Source organism: Streptomyces sp. R33 (assembly GCF_041200175.1).
GTDB lineage: Bacteria > Actinomycetota > Actinomycetes > Streptomycetales > Streptomycetaceae > Streptomyces > Streptomyces katrae_B.
The window spans coordinates 864431-889936 of record NZ_CP165727.1 but is presented as its reverse complement, the minus strand read 5'-3'; the positions used below and the strand labels follow the sequence as shown (position 1 = coordinate 889936).

At 72.1% G+C, this 25506-nt stretch carries 25 protein-coding genes and 1 pseudogene; 15 read left to right on the top strand and 11 right to left on the bottom strand.

Annotated features, from left to right (window positions below):
* Nucleotides 1-55 precede the first annotated feature (55 nt).
* Nucleotides 56-2803, bottom strand: coding sequence for an exo-beta-D-glucosaminidase (locus tag AB5J51_RS04510; protein WP_369776912.1), 2748 nt, complete (start codon nt 2801-2803; stop codon nt 56-58).
* Nucleotides 2804-2889: 86 nt separating this feature from the next.
* Nucleotides 2890-3672: a class I SAM-dependent methyltransferase gene (locus tag AB5J51_RS04505; RefSeq protein ID WP_136226818.1), complete on the bottom strand. Its 783-nt coding sequence runs from the start codon at nt 3670-3672 to the stop codon at nt 2890-2892.
* A 245-nt stretch (nt 3673-3917) separates the two neighbouring features.
* Between AB5J51_RS04505 and AB5J51_RS04500 the strand changes: the two genes are divergently transcribed.
* The 4 genes from AB5J51_RS04500 to AB5J51_RS04485 all read left to right on the top strand — a co-directional run bounded on the left by AB5J51_RS04500 (nt 3918) and on the right by AB5J51_RS04485 (nt 7900).
* Complete coding sequence (locus AB5J51_RS04500) at nt 3918-5087, top strand: aminotransferase class V-fold PLP-dependent enzyme (RefSeq protein ID WP_369776911.1); 1170 nt, start codon at nt 3918-3920, stop codon at nt 5085-5087.
* A 180-nt stretch (nt 5088-5267) separates the two neighbouring features.
* On the top strand, nt 5268-5639 hold the full coding sequence (locus tag AB5J51_RS04495) for an Ig domain-containing protein (protein WP_053789274.1): 372 nt from the start codon (nt 5268-5270) through the stop codon (nt 5637-5639).
* A gap of 108 nt (nt 5640-5747) precedes the next feature.
* A complete protein-coding gene (locus AB5J51_RS04490; RefSeq protein WP_369776910.1) occupies nt 5748-6329 on the top strand; it encodes a hypothetical protein in 582 nt (193 codons plus the stop codon).
* Nucleotides 6330-6478: 149 nt separating this feature from the next.
* Complete coding sequence (locus AB5J51_RS04485; protein ID WP_369776909.1) at nt 6479-7900, top strand: NADP-dependent succinic semialdehyde dehydrogenase; 1422 nt, start codon at nt 6479-6481, stop codon at nt 7898-7900.
* A 58-nt stretch (nt 7901-7958) separates the two neighbouring features.
* Here AB5J51_RS04485 and AB5J51_RS04480 read toward each other — a convergent pair.
* Nucleotides 7959-10161: pseudogene (locus AB5J51_RS04480) on the bottom strand (AAA family ATPase).
* 385 nt (nt 10162-10546) lie between these two features.
* Nucleotides 10547-10900 carry a PRC-barrel domain containing protein gene (locus AB5J51_RS04475; protein ID WP_369776908.1) on the bottom strand — a complete coding sequence of 118 codons (354 nt, stop codon included), beginning with the start codon at nt 10898-10900 and terminating at the stop codon, nt 10547-10549.
* A 151-nt stretch (nt 10901-11051) separates the two neighbouring features.
* Between AB5J51_RS04475 and AB5J51_RS04470 the strand changes: the two genes are divergently transcribed.
* The 3 genes from AB5J51_RS04470 (at nt 11052) to AB5J51_RS04460 (ending at nt 13387) form a co-directional block, all read left to right on the top strand.
* Nucleotides 11052-11780: an HAD family hydrolase gene (locus tag AB5J51_RS04470; protein ID WP_053789278.1), complete on the top strand. Its 729-nt coding sequence runs from the start codon at nt 11052-11054 to the stop codon at nt 11778-11780.
* 580 nt (nt 11781-12360) lie between these two features.
* Nucleotides 12361-12747 (top strand): STAS domain-containing protein, encoded by a 387-nt coding sequence (locus tag AB5J51_RS04465; RefSeq protein ID WP_136227554.1) that lies wholly within the window; start codon nt 12361-12363, stop codon nt 12745-12747.
* Between the two features lie 19 nt (nt 12748-12766).
* Nucleotides 12767-13387, top strand: a complete 621-nt coding sequence (locus tag AB5J51_RS04460) for an ATP-binding protein (RefSeq protein WP_369776907.1) — start codon at nt 12767-12769, stop codon at nt 13385-13387.
* Here the strand turns inward: AB5J51_RS04460 and AB5J51_RS04455 are convergent.
* The gene (locus tag AB5J51_RS04455) at nt 13335-13778 is read right to left on the bottom strand and encodes an STAS domain-containing protein (protein WP_369776906.1); all 444 of its coding nucleotides are present in this window, start codon (nt 13776-13778) and stop codon (nt 13335-13337) included. The genes AB5J51_RS04460 and AB5J51_RS04455 overlap by 53 nt on opposite strands.
* Nucleotides 13779-13994: 216 nt before the next feature.
* Here AB5J51_RS04455 and AB5J51_RS04450 point away from each other — a divergent pair, with 216 nt between their 5' ends.
* Nucleotides 13995-14309, top strand: a complete 315-nt coding sequence (locus AB5J51_RS04450) for a helix-turn-helix domain-containing protein (protein WP_053789280.1) — start codon at nt 13995-13997, stop codon at nt 14307-14309.
* Between the two features lie 150 nt (nt 14310-14459).
* Nucleotides 14460-14735, top strand: coding sequence for an isoamylase early set domain-containing protein (locus AB5J51_RS04445; protein ID WP_053789379.1), 276 nt, complete (start codon nt 14460-14462; stop codon nt 14733-14735).
* A 103-nt stretch (nt 14736-14838) separates the two neighbouring features.
* On the opposite strand, the gene AB5J51_RS04440 is transcribed toward AB5J51_RS04445, so the two are convergent.
* A complete protein-coding gene (locus AB5J51_RS04440) occupies nt 14839-15837 on the bottom strand; it encodes an LLM class F420-dependent oxidoreductase (RefSeq protein WP_053789281.1) in 999 nt (332 codons plus the stop codon).
* Nucleotides 15838-16063: 226 nt separating this feature from the next.
* Between AB5J51_RS04440 and AB5J51_RS04435 the strand changes: the two genes are divergently transcribed.
* The 4 genes from AB5J51_RS04435 (at nt 16064) to AB5J51_RS04420 (ending at nt 18446) form a co-directional block, all read left to right on the top strand.
* Nucleotides 16064-17095, top strand: coding sequence for a hypothetical protein (locus AB5J51_RS04435; protein WP_369776905.1), 1032 nt, complete (start codon nt 16064-16066; stop codon nt 17093-17095).
* 72 nt (nt 17096-17167) lie between these two features.
* On the top strand, nt 17168-17557 hold the full coding sequence (locus AB5J51_RS04430; protein WP_136227557.1) for a hypothetical protein: 390 nt from the start codon (nt 17168-17170) through the stop codon (nt 17555-17557).
* Between the two features lie 78 nt (nt 17558-17635).
* Nucleotides 17636-18148 carry a flavin reductase family protein gene (locus AB5J51_RS04425; protein ID WP_133895755.1) on the top strand — a complete coding sequence of 171 codons (513 nt, stop codon included), beginning with the start codon at nt 17636-17638 and terminating at the stop codon, nt 18146-18148.
* Between the two features lie 142 nt (nt 18149-18290).
* Nucleotides 18291-18446: a DUF6131 family protein gene (locus AB5J51_RS04420; protein WP_166663055.1), complete on the top strand. Its 156-nt coding sequence runs from the start codon at nt 18291-18293 to the stop codon at nt 18444-18446.
* A 214-nt stretch (nt 18447-18660) separates the two neighbouring features.
* On the opposite strand, the gene AB5J51_RS04415 is transcribed toward AB5J51_RS04420, so the two are convergent.
* Nucleotides 18661-19857: an aromatic acid exporter family protein gene (locus AB5J51_RS04415; protein ID WP_053789286.1), complete on the bottom strand. Its 1197-nt coding sequence runs from the start codon at nt 19855-19857 to the stop codon at nt 18661-18663.
* A 266-nt stretch (nt 19858-20123) separates the two neighbouring features.
* Between AB5J51_RS04415 and AB5J51_RS04410 the strand changes: the two genes are divergently transcribed.
* Together AB5J51_RS04410 and AB5J51_RS04405 are read left to right on the top strand one after the other, a co-directional pair.
* Complete coding sequence (locus AB5J51_RS04410; RefSeq protein ID WP_053789287.1) at nt 20124-20861, top strand: glyoxalase/bleomycin resistance/extradiol dioxygenase family protein; 738 nt, start codon at nt 20124-20126, stop codon at nt 20859-20861.
* Between the two features lie 15 nt (nt 20862-20876).
* Nucleotides 20877-21089 (top strand): hypothetical protein, encoded by a 213-nt coding sequence (locus AB5J51_RS04405; RefSeq protein ID WP_053789288.1) that lies wholly within the window; start codon nt 20877-20879, stop codon nt 21087-21089.
* Here the strand turns inward: AB5J51_RS04405 and AB5J51_RS04400 are convergent.
* From AB5J51_RS04400 to AB5J51_RS04385, 4 genes are all read right to left on the bottom strand, one after another.
* Entirely contained in the window at nt 21086-22579 is a 1494-nt protein-coding gene (locus AB5J51_RS04400; protein ID WP_369776904.1) for a cellulose binding domain-containing protein, read from the bottom strand. The genes AB5J51_RS04405 and AB5J51_RS04400 overlap by 4 nt on opposite strands.
* A gap of 147 nt (nt 22580-22726) precedes the next feature.
* Complete coding sequence (locus AB5J51_RS04395) at nt 22727-23371, bottom strand: response regulator transcription factor (protein WP_053789290.1); 645 nt, start codon at nt 23369-23371, stop codon at nt 22727-22729.
* A complete protein-coding gene (locus AB5J51_RS04390) occupies nt 23335-24606 on the bottom strand; it encodes a sensor histidine kinase (RefSeq protein WP_369776903.1) in 1272 nt (423 codons plus the stop codon). Before AB5J51_RS04390 ends, AB5J51_RS04395 begins: the two co-directional genes overlap by 37 nt.
* An 11-nt stretch (nt 24607-24617) precedes the next feature.
* Nucleotides 24618-25442, bottom strand: coding sequence for a CPBP family intramembrane glutamic endopeptidase (locus AB5J51_RS04385; RefSeq protein ID WP_369776902.1), 825 nt, complete (start codon nt 25440-25442; stop codon nt 24618-24620).
* Nucleotides 25443-25506: the final 64 nt, after the last annotated feature.

Sequence of the window (25506 nt, the reverse complement as noted above, 5' to 3'; positions counted from 1 at the left end):
CCGGGGGACCACTGCAGGCGGGCCGGTGTCCGCCGCCCCCGCCCGGGCGACGGGCCTACCGGCGTGCTGCGGCCGGGACCGCGGCCGTCGGCGTGTTCCAGCCCGAGACCCTGATCCGGGGCGCGGACCCGCGCAGATCGGCGGTGCGGTACGTCGCCGTCACGGTCACCGACTCACCGGGCCAGAGGCTGACCTGATTGTCGGACCACTGGACGGGCAGGACGGGGACGTCCTTGTCGTCCACCAGATGCAGGTCGGTGAGCAGCGCCGGCGTGTTCCCGCCGCCGGTGTTGCGTACCGTGACGGTGGTCGTCGAGGTCTGCGGCGCACCGCTGTTCACGGCCGTCGTCGCGGTGGCGGCCACGGAGGCCTGCGCCATGGACCTCAGCCCTGTGAGGTCGGCGTAGGCGGTGGCCGGGGTGTGGTACCAGTCGCTCTTGCCGTAGTCGAGGACGTCCCGGCGCGTCGAGAGCCAGTACACGTTGCGGCTCACCTCGCGGCCGGCGGAGTCCGTCAGGACCAGCCGCGCGAGATGGGTGGTGGACAGGCCCTCCACCGAGGCCGGAAGGGTCAGCGCGGTGGTCTTCGCGCCGTATCCTGCGACGCCGAGTCCGGTCACGGTCCGGTCGTACTTCTGCGTGCCGTCCGTGTTGAAGAGGGAGACCCGCGCGGTCAGTCCCGACACCGCCGCCGCGCGGCGGTTGACGACGGCCACCGTGCGGTCGTCGTACGCGTACTGGATGTGCAGCGGCTCGTTCGCCTTCTTCGCACCGAAGTAGGCGCCGCCCTGGTCGAGGAAGCGGTCCACGAGCTGCCAGTGCAGCGAGGTCCAGCCGCTGTTGAACATCCAGTAGATCACCCCCGTCGACGGCTTCGAGGCGTCCGTGGCGTTGCGCGCGTACGCCTCGAATTGCGCGCGCACGTTCTCGTACTGGGCGAGCTGCGCCTTCGCGACGTAGTCCTCGAGGCTGCGGGGGGCGCCGTACCGGGCGGTCAGCGCATCGTCGTACAGCTCGAGCGCGGCGTAGGTGCGGGAGGGGGAGCGGTGGTACTGCGGGGCGGCCGGGTCCTTCCAGAGGGCGGTGAGCTCGGCGGGGGACATCATGCGGCGCAGGGTGTCGAGCGTGGGGACGTCGGGGCCCGCGCTGGTCTCGGAGTTGAAGCCGGTGGCTCCGCCCTCGCGTTTGTCGTACCAGTAGCCGGGCGGCTCCCAGTCGTAGGGGCCGGGCATCCGCATCCCCGAAGGTCCGCTGAGCGGGGCCGACTTGGCGGAGGCGGCGGGGATCACCGGGGTGGGCCAGTCGGCGGCCTTCAGCGCGTCGAGATAGCCCTTCTCGATCTCCGCGTCCGGGGCGAAATCGCTGCCGATGAGGAAGGAGACGACGCTGGGGTGATCGCGCAGGCGCGCGGCCTCGGCCGCCATGGAGGCCTTGGCGACCGGGTAGTCGGCGGTGGTCCAGCTCTCCCCGGCCTCGGTGCCGTTGACCTCGCCCTCCCACTTGGTACAGCACTGCCAGCCCGGCAGGGTGAGGATCCCGTACCGGTCGGCGAGGTCGAAGAACTCGTCCGGCTCGAGGTGCCCCTCCAGGCGCAGGGTGTTGAGGCCGAGGTCGCGTGCGTACGCCAGCCGGTCCTCGGTGTAGGTCCGGTCCCAGCGCAGCAGCTGGTCGGGGGACCAGCCGGCGCCCCGGATCAGCAGCGGCCGGCCGTTGACGGAGTACTGCCGGGCCCCGTCCTTGTTGAGGGGGGCCTGCACGCTGCGGATGCCGAAGCCGTGGCGGGAGCGGTCGGACACGGTCCCGGACCCGCCCGCGGACGGGGCACCGGCCCCGGGCACCGTCACCGTCAGGTCGAGCCCGTACAGCTCCTGCGCGCCCATCCCGGCGGGCCACCACACGCGCGGCGAGTCGAGGTGCAGCCGGGGCGTGTCGGCCGGGGCGAAGGCCACCGTCTTCGTCTCGTGGGCGCGCAGGGACACGTCCCGGCGGAAGGCGACGCCGGTGCCGGTGGGTCCGGTGGGTCCGGCGGCGCCGATGGTCCCGGAGAGGGTGGCGGTGACGGCCTCGGCCGAGTCGTTGCGCACCTGCGCCTTGACGGTCACGTCCGCTGAGGCCAGGGACGGCATCGCCAGGCTGGTGACCACGTGCGCATCGCGCAGGGCGACGGGTCCGCCGCGCCGTACGAGCACGTCGCGGACGATGCCCATGTTCTCGTCCGGGGGCGGCTGCAGCCAGTCGAGCCAGCCCATGGTCAGGTTCTTGCGGGGGTTGTTGGGCTTGATCCGGAAGGCCACCGCATTGGCGCCCGGCGTCACCAGGCCGGTGACGTCGAGCTCGTGACGGGTGTATGCGCCGGCGACCTCGGAGGCGCTGGCGACCTGTCGGCCGTTGACGAATACGTCCGCTGCGGAGACCACCCCGCTGAAGTCCAGGTACGTACGCGAGGAAGTGTCCTCGACGGTGAACTCGGCGCGGAACCACCACGGCACGGTGAAGTCGGCGGCCGGGATGCGCTGCTGGTTGGTGGAGTAGAACGGGTCGGGGTGCTTGCCGTCCGCGACCAGGGCGGCCAGCACGGTGGAACGCGGCCCGGCCGGGTACCAGCCCGCCGTCGGGTAGCCCGGGGCCGAGACGGCGGCCGCCGCGTCGGAGACCTCGGCCGTCGACCGGATGGCGTACGCGGACAGGGGCGTGGCGCTTCCCGGCGCCGCGGGGACGGCGGTCACCGCCCGTACGTCCGCCGGACGGGGGGAGGGAGCCGCGGCAGGAGCACCCGCGACGAGCGCACCCAACAGGCCGAGCACGGCCAGGACCCGGGTTTCCCACCGGGCAACCCGAAGAACGCGAACAACACGGACAGCAGAGGGGAACACGGTGGTCTCCGGGAGGCTCAGGCGGCTAGGGCGGAGGTGATCACCAGCGGCGGTTCGGCCCGCTCCGCGGCCCACCCGTACCGCTGCACGAGAGCCGGGTCGGCGACGGACAGCGCCTCGTCGACAGTCGGCCGGCGCTGGGTGACATCGCGGAAGCGGGCGCGCTCCAGCAGGGCCGGAAGCAGGTCCACGGGCCAGGCGTGGTTGCGTACCTCCTGCCAGGAACCATCGGTGCGTCGCAGCCGTAGCGGCATCTCGTCGCCCGGCCGGTACGCGGCCCCCGCCGTGCCCACGCGCAGCGATGCGTACTCCAGCTCCGTACAGGCGGGGTCGGTGGTCAGCAGCACGAGCGGGGCCCCGGGCCGCAGCAGGCGGCGGATCTCGGCGAGCACCGCGAGCACGGCCTCCTCGGTCGGGAGCGAGGCCAGGACGTGGTTGCACATCACCGCGTCCGCGGACCCGTCGGACAGGCCGGTCACCCGGCCGTCCCTGACCAGGTGGAACTCCGCCACCTCCGTCGCCGTGCTCCGGGCCAGCGCCAGCATCTCGGCGGACGTGTCCACCCCCAGCACCCGCGCGCCCAGCAAGCGCGCCGCCCGGTCGGCCACCCGCCCGGGCCCGCAGCCGTAGTCCACGAGCACCCCGTCCTCGCCGATCCGCCGGCGGGACAGGGCCTCGAACACGAACGGATAGCCGAGCAGCCAGTCCGTGGCCGCCTCCACCGCCGCGAACGCCTCTGCCCCGGCAGGCCCGGACCAGGCGCCGCCCTCTTGCACGTGTTCCTCCGACCCGTTGCTCACAGCTCCCCACTATCGGCCCGGCGGGCCGGGCGACGGCAGCGGCGCGCCCGTCCGGCACGCGGCTCAGGGCCACGGGAGCGGAACCGCCGGCCGATCCGCTCCGGCCGCGTACGACGGTCGGCCAAGTGGGGCGAGTGAGCCGCTGCCCCGGGGCGGCTGGTGTTTCCGGCCCCGGAAGCCGGGCAGTGTGGTGGACTCCGGCCCCGGCCCGGCTCCGTGGAGCCGCACGTCTCGAAAGGCACGACATGACCTCGCCTGTCGGCAGCGAGCTGCTCCCCAACGCCCGTGAGCTGTTCGACATCCCCGACGGCATCGCCTACTTCAACACCGCGAGCCTGGCGCCGACCCTGCGCAGCAGCCTCATCGCGGGCGAGGGCGCCCTCCTCAAGCGCGCGCAGCCGTGGCGGATCCAGGGCGCCGACTGGTTCAGCGGGGCCGAGCAGCGCAGAGCGCTGTTCGCGGAGCTCATCGGGGCAGCCGCGGACGACATCGCCCTCGTACCGGCGACCAGCTACGGGCTCGCGGTGGCCGCCGCCAACCTGACGGCGCCGGCCGGCAGCCGGGTCCTGGTCCTCGCCGGCGAGTACCCGTCGGGCATCTACACCTGGTGGCGGTTCGCCGAGCGTACGGGGGCCTCGATGCTCACCGTGGACCGGGAGCCCGGCCGGACCTGGACCGAGGCCGTCCTCGACGCACTCGCCGCACACGACGACGGCGTGGCCGTGGTCTCGGTGCCCCGGGTGCACTGGACCGACGGCGCCCTGCTCGACCTGGACCGGATCGCCGAGGCCACCCGGGCCGTGGGCGCCGCCCTGGTCGTCGACGCCAGCCAGTCCGCCGGGGCGATCCCGATCGACATGCGCACGCTGCAGCCCGACTACCTCGTCAGCGTCGGCTACAAGTGGCTCCTCGGCCCCTTCGGGCTCGGTTACCTGTACGTGGCTCCGGAACACCAGGAGGGGCGGCCGCTGGAGGAGAACTGGATCCTGCGCAAGGACTCCCAGGACTTCGCACGGCTCGTCGACTACCGCACCGAGTACCAGCCCGGCGCCCGCCGCTTCGACGTCGGCGCGCGCACCGCCTTCGAGCTCACCCCGATGGCCACCGCCGCCCTCGAACAGCTCTCGGCCTGGACCGTCCCCCGCATCGCCGTCACCCTGGCGGCGACCACGGCCCGGATCGCCTCGGCGGCCCGCGAGCGGGGCCTGCCCGTTCCCGCCCCTCGGGGACCGCACATGCTCGGCATCACGGTCCCCGAGGGGCTCCAGCAGCGCGTGGTGGCCGCGCTGGAGGAGGCGAACGTGTTCGTCGGGGCCAGGGGCTCGGCCATCCGCATCAGCCCGCACCTCCACACCACCGGCGCCGACATCGACCAGCTGCTCACTGCGCTGGACACCGCGCTGAACCGGTCTTGAACGCCTGCAGCCGAGCAGGTCGGCCGGAACTGGCCCGCGCGGCGTTCTAGAGGAAATCGCATACCCGTGCGTAGGATTCCGGCGTCCCACCGCACTTTGAACACAGCTTCCACACAAGCGAGTTCGGAGGTCATGTTGAGATCCAGCAAGCGTGTCCCGCGTCGATTAGCGACCCTGGCCGTGGGCTTGGCGGCCGTCCTGGCCGCCCCCGTCGGCTCCTCGGTGGCGGTTGCCGCCGTGCAGCCCGCCACACCTGCGGCCGGCTCCGTGGCCGCAGCACCGGTGGTGGGCTTCCCCGGCAACCAGGTCAACTACCAGTACGACAGCGTCCGGCTGCAGATGACCGCCGGAGGCGGCACGACCCCGTACAGCTGGTCGGCAGCCAATCTGCCGTCCGGTCTGACGATCAACTCCTCGTCCGGGCTGATCTCCGGCGTGACGCGCACCAGCGGCAGCCGCACCGTGACGGTCACCGTCAAGGATGCGCAGGGCGCCACGGGCTTCACCACGTTCACCTGGCGCGTGATCCGCGACGCCTGCCCGCGCTGCTGATCCGCCGGCCCTGAGAACCCCGTCGCGGGCGGGGCGGCCGGCGCACCCCGCGCCCCGCCCGCGAACCATCGGTGCCGCGCAGGCGTCCCACCGGGGGAGGGGGTGTTCATGTCAGGAGCTGAACCGCAGGTGCGGCGGCTCGTCGCACTGGTGCCCGTCATGGCGGCCGCGGCTCTGTACGCCTGGGCCCACTGGTGCTACGGCGGCACCTCGGCGCCGTCCGGCACGGTCGCGCTGGCGGGCGGAGCGGTGCTCGTGGTCGGCGCCTCGGCGGCGTACTTCGCCCTGGTGCGCGGGAGCGGCAGTCTCTTCGGGGCGCTCTTCCTGGCCCTGGGGCTGCTGCTGACCGTGACGGCCGCGGATCAGGCCGCCTCGCGCGGGGAGGTCGCCCTGTGCGTCGTGCGCGATGTCCAGGCCAAGGTGCAGGGATCCGCCGGAGAGGGCGCTCCGGCGGAGAAGACCGTGTACCGCCATGTGCTGGACTGCCCCGGCGGCTACCCCGATGAGCTCGGGGACGACCGGCGCATCGCCGACACGGGTGCGGAGGTCCGGGTCGCCTACGACGCCCGGCACCGGGCGTCCCCGGCCCTGGAGGGCGAGAACTCACCCTGGACGGCCGGATCGTGGGCCGTGGCCCTGCTCGCCACGAGTACGCTGCTGGCCGCTGCCGGGCGCGGCCCGGACGCGTAGGCCGGGCAACGGCTCGGGCAGACGCTCCGGTGGCCTCGGCGATCGAGTGAATCCGCTTCCCGTACTGACACGCCACGGCGCCGTCCCGGGCGGACGCGGCGGGCCCGGTACGGTCCGATGCGACGCATCGAGGACGAGGAGAGCCTGACGTGCCCATCGCAACCGTCAACCCCGCGAACGGCGAGACGCTCAAGACGTTCGACGAGCTGGGGGCCGAGCAGATCGAGCAGCGCCTGGCGGCCGCCGATTCGGCCTTCCGGAGCTACCGCACGACGGGGTTCGCCGAGCGTGCCCGCCTCCTCGACCGTGCGGCCGACCTGCTCGACCAGGACCAGGACGAGATCGCCCGTACGATGACGCTCGAGATGGGCAAGCCGCTGGCCGCCGCCCGGGCGGAAGCGGCCAAGTGCGCGAAGGCCATGCGCTGGTACGCCCGCAACGCCGAGGAGCTGCTGGCCGACGAGCACCCCGCCCAGGCCGAGGTGGCGGACGCCGGAGCCTCACGCGCCCGGGTCCACTACCGCCCCCTCGGCGTGGTCCTCGCGGTGATGCCCTGGAACTTCCCCCTCTGGCAGGTCGTCCGCTTCGCGGCGCCCGCGCTGATGGCGGGCAACGCGGGGCTGCTCAAGCACGCGTCGAACGTGCCGCAGACCGCGCTGTACCTGGGCGACCTCTTCCGGCGCGCCGGTTTCCCCGAGGGGGCGTTCCAGACGCTGCTGGTGTCCTCCCGTGCCGTCGAAGGCATCCTCCGCGACCCCAGGGTCGCGGCGGCGACCCTCACCGGCAGCGAGCCGGCCGGCCGGTCCGTCGCCGCGATCGCAGGTGACGAGGTGAAGAAGACCGTCCTGGAGCTGGGCGGCAGCGACCCGTTCGTGGTGATGCCGTCGGCCGACGTCGAACGGGCCGCAGCGGTCGCCGTCACGGCCCGGGTGCAGAACAACGGGCAGTCCTGCATCGCGGCCAAGCGCTTCATCGTCCACGCCGATGTCCACGAGGAGTTCACCCGCAGCTTCATGGCCCGGATGGCGGCGCTGATCGTCGGCGACCCGATGTCGGAGTCCACGGAGGTCGGTCCGCTCGCCACCGAGCAGGGCCGGGCCGACGTCGAGGAGCTCGTGGAGGACGCCGTACGGCGCGGAGCCACCGCCCTGTGCGGCGGGGGGCGGCCGAAGGGCCTGCCGGACGACCTGTCGGGGGGCTGGTTCTTCGAACCGACCGTGCTCACCGGGATCACCCCCGAGATGCGGATCCACCGCGAGGAGGCGTTCGGCCCGGTGGCCACCGTGTACCGGGTGCAGGACCTCGACGAGGCGGTGGAGCTCGCCAACGACAGCCCGTTCGGCCTGAGTTCGAACGTCTGGACCCGTGACGAGGCCGAGCAGGAGCGCTTCGTACGGGACATCGAGGCCGGCGGGATCTTCTTCAACGGCATGACCGCCTCCCACCCGGCACTGCCCTTCGGCGGCGTGAAGCGCTCGGGTTACGGACGCGAGCTGTCGGGCCACGGCATCCGCGAGTTCTGCAACGTCACGACGGTATGGCACGCCGCCGAGCCCGGCAGCGGCTCCTAGGCAACAGCCGGATGACCTGCCCGGACAGTTCGTGTGAGTCATTTGCGCCGGCATCGGTTCACTTCGAGGGCTGGTCACCGTGGTCGTCTTGCAGCATATGGCGACGTTCCTGTTCGCGCTTGGAGTAGGCGGCTGCACGGATCGCCTCGTCGCTCTCCAATCCCGAACCCAGCGCGCCGCCCACGGTGGCGAGCGAAGCGACGAACCAGGACAACGTCAAGTACTCCGTGGTGTGCAGCGGGGTTCGTGTCATGGAAGCGAACACTCGGTCGTTGAGGATGAACAGCGCCCACGCCAAGTTGATGACGATCAAGCCCACGTAGCAGAAGAGCACACCGATGCCCACGGTCATGACCGTCGAGGCGTTAGAGCCTCGCCCTCTGCCTCGCTCCGGCGAGCCCTCTGTTGAGCGGTGCCACAGTTCCCCGTCTACGATCAGCCAGCCGATCACGAGCCCGACGGACCCGACCATGGCGATCGCGAGGCGTGGCGCGCTCAGGGCCTCGGCCAGGCTCCAGGTGGTGGAGTTCACGGTGGCGACTGCTCCTGTGGCCAGTGCGGCCGCCAGGGCTTTCGACAAGCCGGGCACCAATCGCCACGGCCGGTTGGCGCGGACCACACCGACGAGCACCCTCAGGTATCCGCGGGGCCCGCTGACGACGTACCTCCAGGATGCGTGCCGTCCGTCGTCCAGTACCTGTAGCAGCAGGTTGAAGATGTCCGGGTGGGCCTTTTCGACCTCGTCGAACAGCACGACGCTGTACGGCTTGCGGCGCACCGCCTCGGTGAGCTGCCCGGCCTCCTCGTAGCCGACGTATCCGGGCGGGGAGCCGACGAGCCGGGACACGGTGTGCTTCTCCTGGAACTCGCTCATGTCGAAGCGGACCATCCGGTCGGCGTCTCCGAAGAGCAGTTCCGCAAGTGCCTTGGCCAGTTCCGTCTTGCCGACTCCCGTGGGTCCGAGGAAGAGGAAGCTGCCGGTGGGCCGGTCGGGGTCTCCCATGCCCGCCCGGCCGCGGCGCACGGCCTGGGACACGGCGGTGACTGCCTCGTCCTGGCCGACCACCCGCTCGTGCAGGGCCTCTTCGAGCTTCGTGAGCCGCTCGCGCTCGGTCTCGGTGAGCTGGGAGACGGGAATGCCGGTGCGCGCGGAGAGCACATCGGCGATGTCCTCGGGAGTCACGCTCCCGGCCGGGGCACCGCGGACCTGGTGGTGGGCCTCGTAGGAGTCGCGAAGCCCGCTCAGGATCTCGACCGTCTCCTCGACGGTGGGTTCGCGCACCATGACCGGCTGGAAGCGACGTTCGAGCGCGGCGTCCTTCTCGATGTACCGGCGGTACTCGTCGATGGTGGTGGCGCCGACCACGCTGAGGTCGCCCCGGGCGAGCGCGGGCTTGAGAAGGTTGCCGGCGTCCATGGCACCCTCGCCGCCTCCGCCGGCGCCGACGACCGTGTGCAGTTCGTCGATGAACACGATGATGCCGCTCTCGGCCTCCGTGACCTCGTCGATCACCTTCTTCAGCCGCTCCTCGAACTCTCCCCGGTACTTGGATCCGGCGACCAGACCGGCCATGTCGAGGCTCACGACGCGGCGGTTGCGCAGGGCCTTCGGGACCTCTTCGGCGACGATCCGCTGCGCCAGTCCTTCGACGATGGCGGTCTTGCCGACGCCGGGATCGCCGATGAGCACGGGGTTGTTCTTGGTGCGCCGGGAAAGGACCTCCACGGTCTGCTCGATCTCCTCGGCCCGGCCGACCACCGCGTCGAGACGTCCGCTGCGGGCCTCGTCGGTGAGGTCGCGCCCGTACCCGTCCAAGGTCGGGGTGTCGCTGTGATCGCCCGACGCCGCCTTTCGGCCGGCTCCGCCGCCACTCAGCAAACCGGGGGAGACTCCCTCGGACCCCAGCGTGCGTGCGAGGCTGGAATCGTCCAGCAGTGCGGCGAGGATGTGCTCCGGACCGATGTACGAGGCACCGGTCGCCTGGGAGTGGGCGTGGGCGGCGAGCAGAGCGCGCTTCACCGCCGGCGTGAGCCCGGGTTGGCCGGTTCCGGTACCGGTGGGAAGGTTCTCCTGCAGGTCCGCAGCCAGCTGGTCCGGATCAGCGCCCGCCTGCTCCAGCACCTGCGTGCACGGTGTCGAGATCGGACCCGTCCTCGGCCGCCCGGCCGCCTGCCGCCGTCAGCAGCTCGTGCGAGGAGTCACTGAGCAGTCGCCCGATGGGCACGCGCTGCACGGCCGGCGGCGAGGCCGCCGGACTCATCCCGAAGAAGCGGCTGAAGAGTTCGGAGAACGGGTCGCCGGACCCGAAGGGCGAAGTCGTCACGAGGATCGTCCCGTCCGGCGGGCGGCACAGCGGCTGTGCGCAGCCTGCCGTAGTCGAATTGCCGGTACACGGCCATTCTTCGCCCGGTCGTCCCGACGTGCGAACGCAGCAGGTGAGGGACGGGCGTGCCGGGCAGTTGGGCACCCCTCGCGACTGCACTCCATGTGAAAACCGGCGACCTGATGAAGGCGTCTCTGCATCTCGCGCCGTGGCGGCCGGCCGTGGGGATCGCCCCGTAGCTCACCGACGCCGAGCCGGTCACACCGGCGATGATGCAGGCCATGCTCGGCTTCACCTCTGACGCCCGCCCACGGGCGCCGGCTCAGGCCCGGTGCGAGAAGCCCTCGTAGTAGCCGCCCAGCACGCGGTGGTAGTCCGCATCCTCGAGGTGCTTCTCCTTGTCGAACTCCGGGGCGGACTTGATCTGGTCCTTGGTGAGGCCGACGTGGATCCTCTCCTCGTCCATGTCGATGCGGGTGACGGTGCCGGCCGGCAGCAGTACGTGCTTGCCGAAGATCCACGGGCCCGTGTCGACGACGACGTACGAGGCGTCGACCCCGTCGGAGTGCTTGTCGACCTTGCCGATGCTGCCGTCGAGCGCCTCGACCTTGTAACCGGTCAGATCGGTTCCGGTCAGGCGCCCCGTCGTCTCGCGATAGATCCACACGTTGATCATTGGGGTTCCCTCCTCGCGTCCCGGGACCGGGGTTCCCTGGGGCGCCTGCCCAGCCCGTTCCGGTCCACACCACCCCGTTCCACCGCCGGGCATGCGGGGCGCTCCGGCGGGTAGGCGCGGCCTGTGTTCCCCGCGGTGAAGGAGGGCACGTATGAGCCGCGTAGACCGCGAGAACCGCGCCGCGCTGTTCGATGTGGACGGGACGCTCGCAGACACCAATCACCTGCACATCGCGTCCTGGTGGGAGGCGCTCAGGCAGGCGGGACACAGCGTGCCGATGCACGCCATCCACCGGGCGATCGGACTGCCGGGCGAGGACCTCCTCGCCCATCTGCTGGGCGAAGGCCGGGACAGGAGCGAGGACGCCGCGCTCAGCGCCGCGCACGACACCCTCTACGGGACGTATTTCGACCGCCTGCCCCGGCTCGACGCGGCGGACGAACTGCTGCGCACCCTCGACCGGCGGGGCTGGCGGGTCGTCCTCGTCACCTCGGCCGGAAGCGCCGAGCTCGATGCGCTCAGGCGGGCCGTCGACGCCGACGACGCCATCACGGCCACCGCGAGCTCCGACGACGTGGAACAGGGCAAGCCGGCACCCGACCCCGTGCACCACGCCCTCGAACTCGCCGGTGCGCCGGCGCACCGCTCCGTGTTCGTCGGCGACACGGTATGGGACATGAAGGCCGGCACCCGGGCCGAGGTCACGTGCGTGGGGCTGCTCTGCGGCGGGATCCCGCGCCTCGACCTCGAAGAGGCCGGCGCCCGCGCCGTGTACCGGGACCCGTCCGACCTCCTCGACCGGCTCGACCAGAGCCCCTTCGGCGTGGAACCGGCCCGTACGGGCACCGGTCGATCCCCGGAAGGGAGCCACGCACGATGATGCACACACCCACCCGCCGGGCCCTGCAGGGGCGGTCGCGGCGGAGCCACACCTTCCGTTTCCGTCGAACCGGGAGGATCGGCATGGGCACGCCGCCGAACGACCCCGTACCGCCGAGTCCCACACCCGCGCCCGGCCCGGGCCCCGGTCCGGTGCCCGGCCCGCTGCCGGGGCCCGTTCCCGGCCCGGGCGGACCCGATCCGGTGCCGCCGGCCCCGCCGCAGCCCGAACCCGACCCGCCGGCACCCGTTCCGCCGCCGGACCCGCACCCCCGGCCCGGACCCCTGCCCGGCCCGGCGCCCGCCCCGGAGCCCGTCACCTGACGCCTCACGCGGGAGGTGAGGGCTTCGCGTGCCCGCGGTGTGAGGCTCGCGCCACGTCGCTCGTACCCCGGGCCCTGCGCCAGGGTGAATGCGGGCGGGCTGACCGGGAAGAAGGCTATGAGGACCGGCGGCACGGCGTGCGGACCACGCACCGGGCCAGGGCTTCGGCAGGGACCGTATCGGCTCGGCGCAGGCGACCGGGCGACGTGCTCTCGCCGGAGGGCCCGATGTGCGCCGGAACGGAACCGGAGTACCCCATGGCAGCAGATGCGTACGGCACGGGCGGCGGCGCGACACCGCGTTTCGCGGCGGATGTCCGCTGGAGTGGACGCACGGCGGTCGTCACCCTGACGGGGGAGCTGGACCACGACAGTCCGGAACCGCTCGTCGAGGCCCTGGGGCAGGCGCTGGCACAGGATGCCGAGCGGATCGTCGTCGACTGCGGCCGGCTGACGTTCTGCGATTCGACCGGTCTCAACATCATGTTGCGGGGACGGCTGCAGGCGGGAGAGGCCGGCAGTGCGCTGGAGCTGGCCGCGCTACGGCCCGTGGTGGCCCGCATGTTCGACATCACGGGGGCGAGGGCCCTGTTCACCGTGCACGCAGAGCTGCCGGCAGAACTGACCGGACGGACGAGGCCGTGAGGCCGGGGCGGAGCGGGTGATGAGCGAGCCGATGGCGTCGGAAAGCCGGATCAGGCGGCTCGGCCTGTACGGCGCCGGCAAGGTGGTGGGGCGCTGCCGAGACTTCTGCCGCAGCGCTCTCGAGGACTGGGCCTGGCCCGGACCGGCGCAGCTGACCGGGCTCACGGACGGGGACCGCGATGCCGCCGTCGACGACGTCCTGCTGCTGGTGTCCGAGATGGTGACCAATGCCGCCCTGCATGCGGGCGGGCCCACCGAACTCGTCCTCCAGCTCGGTAGCGGCGCCCCGGAGGCCTCTCCCTGGCGTGCCGGCGACCTGTGCATAGAGGTGAGCGACGCGAGCTACGCGCTCCCGCAGCTCCGGCCGCCGACGGCTCTGGGACTGCCCGGCGGGCACGGCCTGATGGTGATGAACCGGCTCGCCCGGCGCTGGGGGGTGACGCCCCGGGAGGGCGGGAAGTCCGTCTGGGCCGAGGTGACGGCTCCGGTCCCGGCCCGACTGCACGCCTCGCGGTCCCGGAGGGCGTCGGCCTGCGCATGGTCGGACGGCACATGGTCGAACCGCGTTCCACCGCGGCCCGGCCGGTTCAGCGACGGAGCCCACCCCGAGGGCCATCGGGGCGCCCGGCGCGGGAGCTGACCGCCTCGGCCGGATACGGCCCGGGACCGTTGCCGTCCGGATGCGGCCGGGGCCCGTTGCCATGGGGGAAATACGCGAGGGTGCCGGTCAGGGCGAGCAGCCGCGCCACCCGGGCACTCATGCTCCGGATCCGGAAACGCCGGTCGCGATCCACACCTACACCTGCCCTCAGACGGGCATGCAGCAGGACGTTCAGGAACGAGCAGTCGCAGAAGGTCACGCCAGACAGATCGAGCACCACCCCTGCGGGACAGGCGCCCAAGGCGGAGATCAGGACGTCCTGGACTTCCGCGGCACAGTCCTGATCGATTTCTCCGGCGAGGACGATCAGCGCGCCGCCCGCGCCATCCGGTTCCACGCGGACGGTCGCGAGGGCTTCTTCCGACCGCACCGTCGTTGCGCCTTGCCGAGCTGGGGACATCTCCGTCTCCCTTGGCCCAGTCGTATCGCTGTCATCTCGATCGTCCGCCGGGTTCCGTCATGCGTCAAGAAATACGGGAAATATATTTCACGTTTTCCCTTACACGTCTTCTGTCACCCGTCTCGCCTTACACGACATGCCTTACGCGACTTGTCTCACGCGAATGGAGCGGCGCATGATGGAGACATGGACAGCAGCTCAGAGCGCCGCGCCACGTGGACGTTCCTGACCAACCATGCACGGGTCCTCGTCGCCATCTCGCGGGACCCCGGAGTTCGTCTGCGCGACGTCGCGGCCACTTGCGGACTCACCGAGCGGACCGTCCAGGCGATCGTCGCCGACCTCGAAGCGGACGGGTACCTGACCCGCTCGCGCGACGGCAGGCGCAATCGGTACGAGATCGCCGAAGGAGCGATGTTCCGGCACCCCGCCGAGGCCGGCCACGAGGTCGCGGGCCTGCTCGACCTGCTCGCCGAGGACATGTCCCCGGCGAGGCGATAGCGGGCCGGCGGCCGGAGCCGGAGCGGCTTCCGGAAGGCCGGGAGCAGCCACACGGGTGGTGCGGCGGCCGTGTTGCCGGGTGTGGAACCCCGCGGGCGACACGATGGACCGGGCTCCATGCCCGTCCGTGTCTTCGTGGGAGGCCTGTTCATGCTCGAACGCAAGCTGCGCAAGGACCGTACCGAGGTGACGTTCGTCCTGCCGGGCGACGAACCGCCCGGCCCGGTCAGCGTCGTCGGCGACTTCAACGACTGGAAGCCGGGTACGCACACGCTGACTCCGCGCGCCGACGGCTCGCGCGCCGTCACCGTCAAACTGCCGACCAAGCAGGTGCATTCCTTCCGGTACCTGGCAGCCGGCGACTACTGGTTCGACGATGCGCACGCAGACGCCCACGACGGCACCAACGGCCGCCTGCACACCTGAGGCCGTTGTTCTGAGACCCTTCTTCCCGATCGGCACGCGGGAAGACGAGAACGCCTCCCGGCACCACGCCGGTGCCCGGGAGGCGGGATCCCGTGGTGAGGGGTCAGTCTTCGAGGGTTGCCGACGGCCCGGCCGGGCGCATCGCGCGCAGCGCGGGGAGCAGGGTGGCCTCGGCCCACTCGAGGAACGGGTACTGGTGTGCTCCGCCCACCTGCACGAGTGCCACCTCCGTGAAGCCGGCGTCCACGAACGGGCGGACGGCGTCGACGAAGACGTTCACGTCCTCGCCGCACGGGATCGACTCGGCGACGTCCTCCGGGCGGACGTACCTGGACGCCTGCTCGAAGGCGGCGGGCCCCGGCAGCTCCGCGTTGACGCGCCAGCCGCCCAGTGACCAGCGGAACTGCTCGTGGGCGCGCTTGACGGCCGTGTCCCGGTCGACGTCATGGCAGACGGCGAGCTGGCCGACCTTCGGCTTCCCGGCGCCGCCCGATCGGTCGAAGGCCTCCAGGAGTTCCCTCTCGGGATCGATGGCGATCGCCAGATCGGCGAGCCTGCCCGCCAGCTCGCAGGAGCGGTCGCCGGAGACCGCGACGCCGATGGGAGGCGGCTCGTCGGGCAGGTCCCACAGGCGGGCGTTCTCGACGTCGAAGTACCGTCCGTGGTGGTTCACGGAGCCCCCGCCGAAGAGTTCGCGGATGATCTCCACGGCCTCCTCCAGCATCTCCAGGCGGATGTGCGCGGCCGGCCACCCGGGGCCGACGACGTGCTCGTTGAGGTTCTCGCCGGAGCCCAGGCCCAGCCGGAAGCGCCCCTCGGACAGCAGTTGCACGGTCGCCGCCTTCTGGGCCACGACCGCCGGGTGGTAGCGCACCGTCGGGCACGTCACGTACGTCATCAGCGGGATGGCCGTCGTGGCCTGCGCCGCCGCTCCGAGGACGCTCCACGCATAGGGGGAATGGCCCTGGGCGTCGAGCCAGGGGAAGTAGTGGTCGGAGATGACGGCGAAGTCGAACCCCGCGCGTTCGGCACCGACCACGTGCTCCACCAGCTCCCGGGGGCCGGCCTGCTCGGTCATCATCGTGTATCCGAATCGCACCATGCGCTGCGCCTTACCGGTCTCCCGCCCGCGAAACCTGCCGGTCGCACGGCGGACGTGCGATCACGGACCGTGGGCAGATGCAGGACGGCGGTCCCCCGAAAGGGGGAGAAGACAGGGGCGGGCCGGACGGAACGGACCAGGACCGCCGTGGGAGTGCGAGGTTGCCGGTGGTGGTCGGGTGACCCGGCCGCCGCGTCCCGCCGCCCGGATGTCCGAGGAGCCGGTCATGGTCCTGCCGCCCGCGATCCGCGAAACCCCGTCCGAGGGCGTCGGACGCCGTTCGCTCCTGCTGGGCACGGCCGCCTGGTGCGCCGTTGCGGCAGGCTGCTCGCCGGGTACGCAAGCGTCTCCCGCTCCGCGGCGCGCCACGCCTGCCGAGGCCGCGCGTGCACCGGTCTCGCCGGCGCCCTCGGCGGGTCTTCCGGCCGCGGTTCCCTGGCGGCCGGGTCCGGGCGAGATCGAGCCCGCGGTCAAACTCGCCGCCGTACGGCTCGTCGAGGCGCTCGGGACCTGGCCGCCGGGCCAAGGCGGCCCGCGCAACGCGGCGCAGCGGGCCGCGGCGCTCGGCATCGCCCGACCGCTGGCCGCCCGGCTCGCCGCCGAAGCGGGGCCGCTGACACCCCCGGCGGACCAAGCCGTCGTCCGAGTGATCGACGCACAGTACGGCGGGCTCCTGCCGGACACCGCGAGCGTCCTGATCCCCTGCGCCCAGACCACCCGTACCGGCGGGGTCGTGCGCCAGGGCGGAACCACCGTCGACGTCCGGCTCGACCGGACCCCAGGGGGCTGGGCCGTGACCGCTCTGCACCCCGGCCGCCCGGGGCCCGCCGCGCCGCTCGGCGCCTCGGCGCGGACGGTGCTCGCCCAGCCCCGGATCGAGCTGCCGCCCGACTCGGCCGCGGACATCCGCAGCGGAGCGGTGCACGAGAGCGTGCTGCGCGCGATGCTCCGGCTCGCCGAGAAGTACCGGGTGTCGGTCAGCGTGGTCCGGTCGGGGCACCCGCTCAACGTGTTCGGCACGAGCCGGCCGAGCGACCACCCGGTCGGCCGCGCCTTCGACGTCTGGGGCATCGACGGGCATCCCGTCGTCGACCCCGCGACCCCGCGCAGGCTGATCACCGCATTCATGCGCTCGGCAGCGGCCGCGGGCTCGTACAACGTCGGCGGCCCGGTACGTCTTTCGGGTGGAGCCACGCCGAACCAGTTCTTCTCCGACGACACGCACCACGACCACGTGCACGTCGGCTTCACCGGCTGACGCCGCGCCCCGCCCCCGGCGCACGCGGGGACACGCCCGGGTTGCAGGGCGGACCTTGTAGCATTCCTGCCCATGTCGAAGCCTGACGACCTGCTGGTCGCCATCGCCGCCGCGGTGGAGTCGCAGCAGACCAATCAGATGTCGTTGACCGTGCTGGTGCAGGGCGCCGTCATCACCGGCCGCCTCGCCCCCGAGAGCGCATGGCGGCGGCGGGTGGCCGAAGTCCTGGCGGATTCGGACCGGCTCGGTCCGTTCGCGAGCGTCTTCATGGATGCCGAAGGGGCCGAGGGGACGGACCTCCCCCTGCGCAACGCACCACATCCCCCCTCCTACCTGCACTTCCACGTCGCCAGGATCCTCCAGGGCACCGTGGGCATCCCCGAGACCGGTGGCATGTACCGGATCGCCATCAAGGACGTCAGCGCTTGGACGATGGGCGACTTCAGCTACTCCGAACCCTGAGACCCGCGGCGCGGGCAGCGGGCGCCGTCGCCCGGACGGCCCCGTTTGTGCCCGTGCCCGGCGGGCAGGCGCACCCACATGCCTGAGCTGGAGGAACCGGAGACGGGGACCGAGCCGAACTCGGTCACCGACGTGCTCGACGGGCCCGTGTACGTGGTCACGGCGGCGGCCGTCGGCGAGGTGGCGGGTTGCCTCGTGGGCTTCGCCTCGCAGTGCTCGATCCATCCGCCGCGGTTCATGGTGTGGCTGTCCACGCTCAATCACACGTACCGCGTCGCCCGCCGCGCCTCCCACCTCGCCGTGCACGTGATGCGCCGTGACCAGCAGGCGCTGGCCGAGCTGTTCGGCGGCGAGACCGGTGACCGGGTGGACAAGTTCCGGTCGGTCGCCTGGCAGCGCAGTACGGACGGCAGTCCCGTGCTCACCGACGCCTGCGCCTGGTTCGTGGGCCGCATCGAGCGGCACGTCGAAGGCGGCGATCACATGGGATTCCTGCTGGCGCCGACCGAGCAGTCCCCGCCGGTCGAAGGCGTCCCCGTCCTGCTGCGGTACCGCGACGTCAAGGACCTCGAGCCCGGTCACCCTGCCTGAGGGCGCGACGAGCGTGGCGGACGGCACCCGGGCCCCGGCCACCGGCTTCAAATACGGGCCCCGTCGAGGCATGAAATGCGGCATTGATGGTACACGCAGGGTGTCCTGGTGCACTCAGGTACTGGGGCCCTGGGAGGTTGTCGTGATAATCCTCGGAGTAATCCTACTGATCATAGGATTCGTCGCCGGAATCTCGATTCTGTGGACGATCGGCCTGATTCTCGTCGTGGTGGGCCTGATCCTCTGGCTGCTCGGCGCTGTCGGGCACGCAGTGGGAGGCCGTAAGCACTACTGGTGACGACGGCCCGGGCGGACCCCGTGAGGGCCCCACCCAAGCGCGTGGTCCCCGGCAGGGCGGATGCCCTGCCGGGGATTCGCCATGACGGGCGAGCGGCGAAGTCGCTGCGCCGTGCGGGTGAGTGGGCGGTGTGCCGCCGCGCCTCGGCGCAGGCCGACCCGGGCTCGGCCTCGCCTGCCGCGGGCGCCGGTACGCGCGCGTGAAGGGCGTGCCGTTAGCCCGCACCGCCCCGCCACAGGCGCTGGAGCTGCGGGCGCCGTGTGCGGGCCGTGCGCGAGTGCCGGTCGAGCTCCTCCACGAGCCGTTCGGAGCGCTTCTCCACCCCCAGTTCGTCCAGGACCCGGTCGGCTTCCGCGAGCAGGGCCCCGTACAACTGCCACGTCTCCGGCCGTGAGCGCGCCTCCTCCTGCAGCAGGTGCGCGGCCCGCTCGCGGCTGATCCGCGCCGCCGCGAGCTCCTGCGTCAGCCGGACCTCCGCCTCCTCCGCACTGGCGGTGATCTGCGCGGTGATCAGTACGGCGAAGTGCTCGAGCGCCATCGCCATGTGCCCGAACAGCTCCCGCAGCGCCTGCGCGAGGTGGTCCGAGAAGAGCGGGCCGTCCGTGCGCGTCTTGGCCAGGTCGGTCAGCGTGCGGCAGCAGACCCGCAGGACGACGGCGCAGATCTCCAGCGTGTCGAGTCCCGTACGGAGCACCAGGCGGAAGAGCAGTGCCTCCTTCACCCGGGGATTGAGGCGCAGGCTGTCCTCGGCCTGCCGCAGCGCCGAGTCCACGTGCGCGATGTCGTTGTCGAGCCGCCGTGCCTCGTGCAGCCGTGCTGCCGCCTGCTCTACCGGCGTGTGCTGGTGCAGCTCGTCGCCGAGGTGCACCAGCAGGTTGCGCATGCGGCCCGCCAGCGAAGTGATCGCCTCGCTCGCCGGCGCCACCCATACGGGCGGTGCGAGGAAGAGGTTGAACAGGAGCCCCACGACGGCCCCGATCAGCGTCTCCAGTACGCGGTCCCAGGCGGTGGCCGCCACCTGTGTCACCCCGAGCACCAGCATCGCGCTGATCGCGACCTCGGGGACGAACTCGTCGACCCGCACCAGATGGCCCACGACCAGCGAGGTGAGGATGACCAGGCCCAGGCTCCACCAGGTGAGGCCGACGAGGGCGCTGAACCCGATGGCGACCAGGACACCCGCGACCACCGAGTTCACCCGCCGGATGCCGGTGGTCAGGGTGGTGTAGAGGGTCACCTGTACGACGAGCAGCGCCGTCAGGGGTGCGGTCAGGGGCGCCGGCTCGCTGCTCAGCCAGAGCGCGACGACGTAGGACACCACGGCCGCCGCCGTCGACCGGAGGGCCTGTACGACGGCGGGCTCCCGATGGCGGCGGACGAGCGAACGTACGGTGACGATGACTTCCGGCATACGTGCCTTCCTTCCCGGACTCGGCTGCCCCACGCGTCACAGGGATCAAGAAGGCACGTCCGGATGTGCGGCCGTTCGCCGCGTCCGCACTCCGTACGCCGTACGTTGTTTTCCGGCGGCAGCCTCGCCCGAGACACGGGTGGCCCAGCCTCGGAGCCGGTCACCCGGCCCCGGGCTAGTGTGGGTCGGGGGGAGGTCGAGGGAGGTCGGTGCCGTTGTCGACGTCAAGCCATGAGGTCTTCGGCGCGCCGTGCTGGGTCACCTTGATGGCCCGCGATCTCGATTCCGCCCATCAGTTCTACGGCGCCGTACTGGGCTGGAGGTTCCGCCCGACCCGCCTCGGCGAGGGATTCTCCGTCGCGCTGCAGGACGGCGTGCCGGTCGCCGGAATCGGTGCGCTCGCCCCACGCCTCGGTGTCCCGGTGGCATGGACCCCGTACTTCGCCGTCGATGACGCGGACGACACCGCCGCCCGGGTGCGCGAGCGCGGCGCCACGATGGCGGTGGGCCCGCTGGCTTTCGGGACCGGGCGCGCCGCGCTCGCAGCCGACCCCGACGGCGCGGTCTTCGGCTTCTGGCAGGGCGAGGTGATCCCGGACTGGACGGCGCATCCCGGCGGCGCCGCCGGATGGCTCGAGCTGCGCACCCGCGACGCCTTCGCCGCGGCCGTGTTCTACGGCGAGGTGCTCGACTGGGCCTGTGAGCGCCCCGGGTGCTGCGACGTCTCGTACGAGCACGGCCGCGTCGTCGTCCGACGCGGCCGCGACACCGTGGCCCTGATCAGCGGCGGAGCCATTGAAGAGGCCCCGGATCCGCAGGTCCGGCCGCGCTGGCACGTCCACTTCCACGTACCCGACCTCGAAGCCGCCGTGGAAACCGGCGTCCGGCTCGGCGGCCGCACCGTCTCACCGGTCCACACCACGGCCTCGGGGCGCCGGATCACCCTGAGTGACCCGGACGGCGGCCTCTTCACGGTGGTCACGGCCCCGGACAAGCCCGCTTGATGAAGGAGGAGAACGATGCAGATGGATGAGCTCTCGCGGTTCCTGAAGGCCCTGAGCCCGGCCCGCCGGGAGGAGATCGAGCAGATGCCTCGCGAGCGGCAGGCGGAACTGGCGGCCGCCTGGGAGGCGGAACTGCGGGACGATCACGCGCTCGACACCCTCTCCGAGCTGTCACCGCCCGCTGCCGAGAGCGAAGCGGCCAAGCGCGTCACCGGAGACACCCCCTAGCCGCGGGCGGCGAAGGCCTTCGTGAAGGCGAGGGGTTCCTGGACGATGGACGAGCACGTCGCGTCGGCGGAGTTCTTCGCGCCGCCGGGGCACTGCTTGTCACGGGCGCCGGACCACATCGCGAGCCAGCCGAGGCCCTTGGACCGGGCGAACTCCACGAGCTGGGTGGCGTCGTCCACCTTGAACACCTCGCTGGAGACGTCGTTGACGCCGATCATCGGCGTGACGGCCACCGTCTTCCACGCCGCCGCGTCGCTCAGGCCCAGTACGCCCTTGATCTGCGCCTGCGTCGCGGTGGCGGCCTGGATGGCGTAGCCGCCCATGTCGCCGCTGTACGCCGGGCCGTAGTCCATCGCCATGATGTTGACGGCGGAGACCGCCACACCGTTCTGCTTGGCATTGGCGATCAGGTCGACGCCCGGCTGTGTGAGCCCCTCGGGCATCACGGGCAGGGTGAACGAGACGTCGAGCCCGGGATGCGACTTCTGCAGCTGCGCGATGGCCTGCGCGCGCCGGCTGTTCGCCGCCGTGTCGGGCAGGGCCGCGCCCTCGATGTCGAAGTCCACCTTGGTCAGCTTGTACGTGTCCACCACCTTGCCGTACGCGGCGGCGAGGTCGGCGGGTGAGGCGCACGCCAGGCCCAGTTCGGAGCCGGCCGCACCGCCGAACGACACCCGGACGTCCCCGCCCTTGGCGCGCAGTCCGGCTATCTGGGAGGCGACCCGGTCGTCTCCCAGGGCCGTGACACCGCCCCACAGCGGGGAACAGCCGCCGCCGGAGGTGATGAAGGCGAGGTTGAACTCCTTCACGCCGGTCTTGGCCGCCGTGTCCAGGAGATCGAAGGCCGGGTACAGCGAGGTGTCCACGTACGGCGCGAACCCGGCCGACGTGGTGGTGCCGCCGCCCGGAGGCAGGGTCGGGGTCGGCTTCGCAGTGGCCGTCGCCGTCGACGTCGCCGTTGCGGTGGGGGCGGCCGTCGGCTTCGAGCTGGGCGAGGCGGAGGCCGTCGGCGCGGTGGTGGGACGTCCGCTGGGGCTGGGCGTCGGCCCGGTGGCCGGGGAACACTTCTCCTTGTTGATCAGGCACCCCGTGGGGCTGCCCGGGGTCCCGCTCGCGCTGGTCACGAACCCGACGGTGACCGAGCCGCCGGCCGTGAGACCGGCCGTGTCCCACCGGGGCGGCTTGACCGTCACATGCTGCCCGTTGACGGTGTGTTCGCCGTTCCAGAGGGAGGAGAGGGCCGTGCCGGCCGGGAGGTCGAACTCGAGGGTCCACTCCTTGAGCGTCCCGCCGCTGCGGTTGGTGATCACGTACTGCCCGGTGTAGCCGGTGTTCCAGCTGCTCGACTTGGTGAAGGTCGCGCCGACCGATGCTGCCTGTGCGGTACCGGTCAGCACCAGGGCGGTGCCCCCGACGGCCGCCGCGACGGCCACTGCCGCGGCCGCCTTCGCCTTGGCGCTCGTCGTACGGCGATGGGAATTGCCAGCCATGAGGACCTGCCTCTGTGCGGGGATGAGGTTCGAGCAGCACGCTAGCGACCGGAAAACGGACAAACGTGCGGTTCGGGCCCCACTCCCGCGTTCTTGAGGCCGGCTTAAGGAACGGATCGGGGAGGGTTAATGACCGCCTCCCCGTGCTCACCGTTTCAGGTAGGCCAACACGGCCAGCACCCGGCGGTTGTCGTCGGGCGACGGCGCGATCCGGAGCTTCGCGAAGATGCCGGCCGTGTGCTTGGCCACGGCGCTCTCGCTGATGTGCAGCCCGCCGGCTATCGCCGTGTTCGACCGGCCCTCGGCCATCAGCTCCAGGACGTCGTGCTCCCGCTGCGTCAGCCCGTCCGTCAGCCCGCGGGCGTCACTGCGCGCCAGCAGCTTCGCGATGACCTGCGGGTCCATGGCCGTACCGCCGGCCGCGACGCGGCGGACCGCGTCGACGAACTGCCCGGTGTCGGTCACCCGGTCCTTGAGCAGATACCCGATGGCCCCGGCGCCGTCCGCCAGCAGCTCGTTGGCGTAGAGCTGCTCGACGTACTGGGACAGCACGAGGACGGGCAGGCCCGGGCGGCGGCGCCGCGCCTCCAGTGCCGCCTGCAGACCCTCGTCGGTGAACGTCGGCGGCAGCCGTACGTCGACCACCGCGACGTCCGGCGCCTCGTCCAGCAGCGCCCGCAGCAGCGCCGGGCCGTTGTCCACGGCCGCCACCACCTCGCAACCGTGCTCCCGGAGCGTGCGCACCAGCCCGTCCCTCAGCAGGAATAGGTCTTCGGCGAGGACAACGCGCATGGAATCTCCATCGTCACGGTGGTCGGGCCGCCCTGCGGGCTGTGCAGGACGAGGATGCCGTCGAACGTACCCAACCGGCGGCGGACACCGCGCAGTCCGGTGCCGCCGGCGCCGTCGTCCGCGCCGCCCCGGCCGTCGTCGACGACCGCGATCCGCAGCAGCGCACCCTCGTGATGTTCCAGGAGCACGCTGACGCGCCGGGCACCGGAGTGCTTCGCCGCGTTGGCCAGAAGCTCGTTCACCGCGAAGTACGCGGCGGACTCGACCGGTGCCGGCAGCCGGCCCGGCAGCCGGTTGTCGACGTGGACGTCGAGGAAGCTGTCGAGCGCCAGCGACCGGACGGCATCGCCGAGGCCGCGGTCGGCCAGCACCGGAGGATGGATGCCGCGGGTCAGCTCCCGCAGATCCTGCAGGGCCCGCGCGGAGGTCTCCCGGCCGTCCCTCAACAGACCGCGGGCGGCGGCCGGATCGGTGTCGATCAGCTGGGCTGCCCGGTCCAGTGCCATGCCCAGGGCGACGAGGCGGGCCTGGGCGCCGTCGTGCAGATCCCGTTCGATACGGCGCAGCTCGGCCGCCTGGATGTCCAGGGCCTCTGTCCGCGTATCGGTCAACTGCTCGACGCGCCGGGTGAGTTCGGTGGTACGAGGTGCGGACAGCAGCGACCGGCTCCAGCGCGCGTGGAGGCGGAGCACCGCGGGTGCGCCGCACACGCCGGCGGCGATGAACGCGAGGCCCAGCACCAGCGCGGCGAGCATCGTCGGGGTGCTGTGCACCGGAACGAACGCATACCAGTTGCCGTCACCCAGCCGCCGCCACACCAGCGGCTGCACCAGCGCGCCGAACGCCCCGTACTCCACGAGCGCGAGGGGAACGGCCACGAGCAGCCCGCCGACCAGCGGCTCCAGCCAGGCCCAGACGAGGTCGCGCCAGAACCCCTCGTCGCCGAGGACCGCCGCGACCCGCGTACGGCGGGACGCGGTGCGGTCCACCGCCAACGGCGCGGGCGGGCTGATCCGGACGCCGCTCCACCCGGTGGCCCACCCGCGGGAGCGGTCCGACAGGGCGCGCAGTGCCTTCGCGGCGGGCGGCAGCAGCGGGAATCCGGCTCCGACCGGCAGGAGCAGCAGGGCGATCACCACGAGCCCGCCGACGCAGGACACGGCGAGGGCGAGCAGGCTCAGCAGCTGGCAGCGCACGACGGCGGCCCAGGGCCGCGGGCCCGGCTGCGCCCTCACCGCATCCTCCGTCAACGCGCCCGACCCGCAGCCCGACCGGCCCCGAGGGCCCACACGGCGGCCGCCGCCAGAGCGGCCAGAGCAAACAGCACCATCGGGAGAACAGCTCCTGATTCCTCGTCCATGAACAGCAACAGGCCCAAGTTGATCAGCATATGAAATCCTCCGGCGAGCAACAGCCGTGACCCGCCCGTTCGTTCCAGTGCCGACCCCAGCACCACCGAAAGGGACACGGTCGCAACGAGGAACGCCCCCGCGTACGCCGGGTCCTGCGCGAAGACCTGAACGTGCCAGACGCCCCACAGCAGACCCACCGTGACCGACGACGCGAGCGGGCCGCAGCGCGTACGGAGCAGAGGCTGGAGCAGACAGCGCCAGCCGAGCTCCTCGCCGCACGCACCGATGAACTGCGCCACCACGATCACGGTGAACGGATGGCCCAGCGCGCTCGGGCCGGTGAACCGGACGTCTCCGGTGGCGACGCCGTACGCGGTCGCACAGACGGCGACGATCAGGGGCGCGGTGCCGAGCAGCAGGACGCCGCGACTGCCGTGGTTTCCGCCGCCGCGCAGCGCCCCGGCGAGCAGGCTCCGGATCTCGCCCGGCCAGAGCAGCGCAACGACCGCGACTGCGAGAGCCGGTCCGAACTGCGTCAGTTGGACGACCTCGGTGGGGATCGGCGTCCCCGCCTGGGTGGCGCCCAGCGCGCCGGCCGCCAGGAAGGCGACGGCGAGGAACACCGCCGCCTTCGCCGTGATCCGGCCGCCCGGCCCGGCGACGGGTGGCGCACCTTCCGCGTCCGGTATCGCCAGGGTCTGTTCATCGGCGTTCCCCATGTCCTCAGCCTCCGTCAGGGGTCGAACTGGTACGCCGTCGACGATGCCTTCAGCCGAGGCCGCA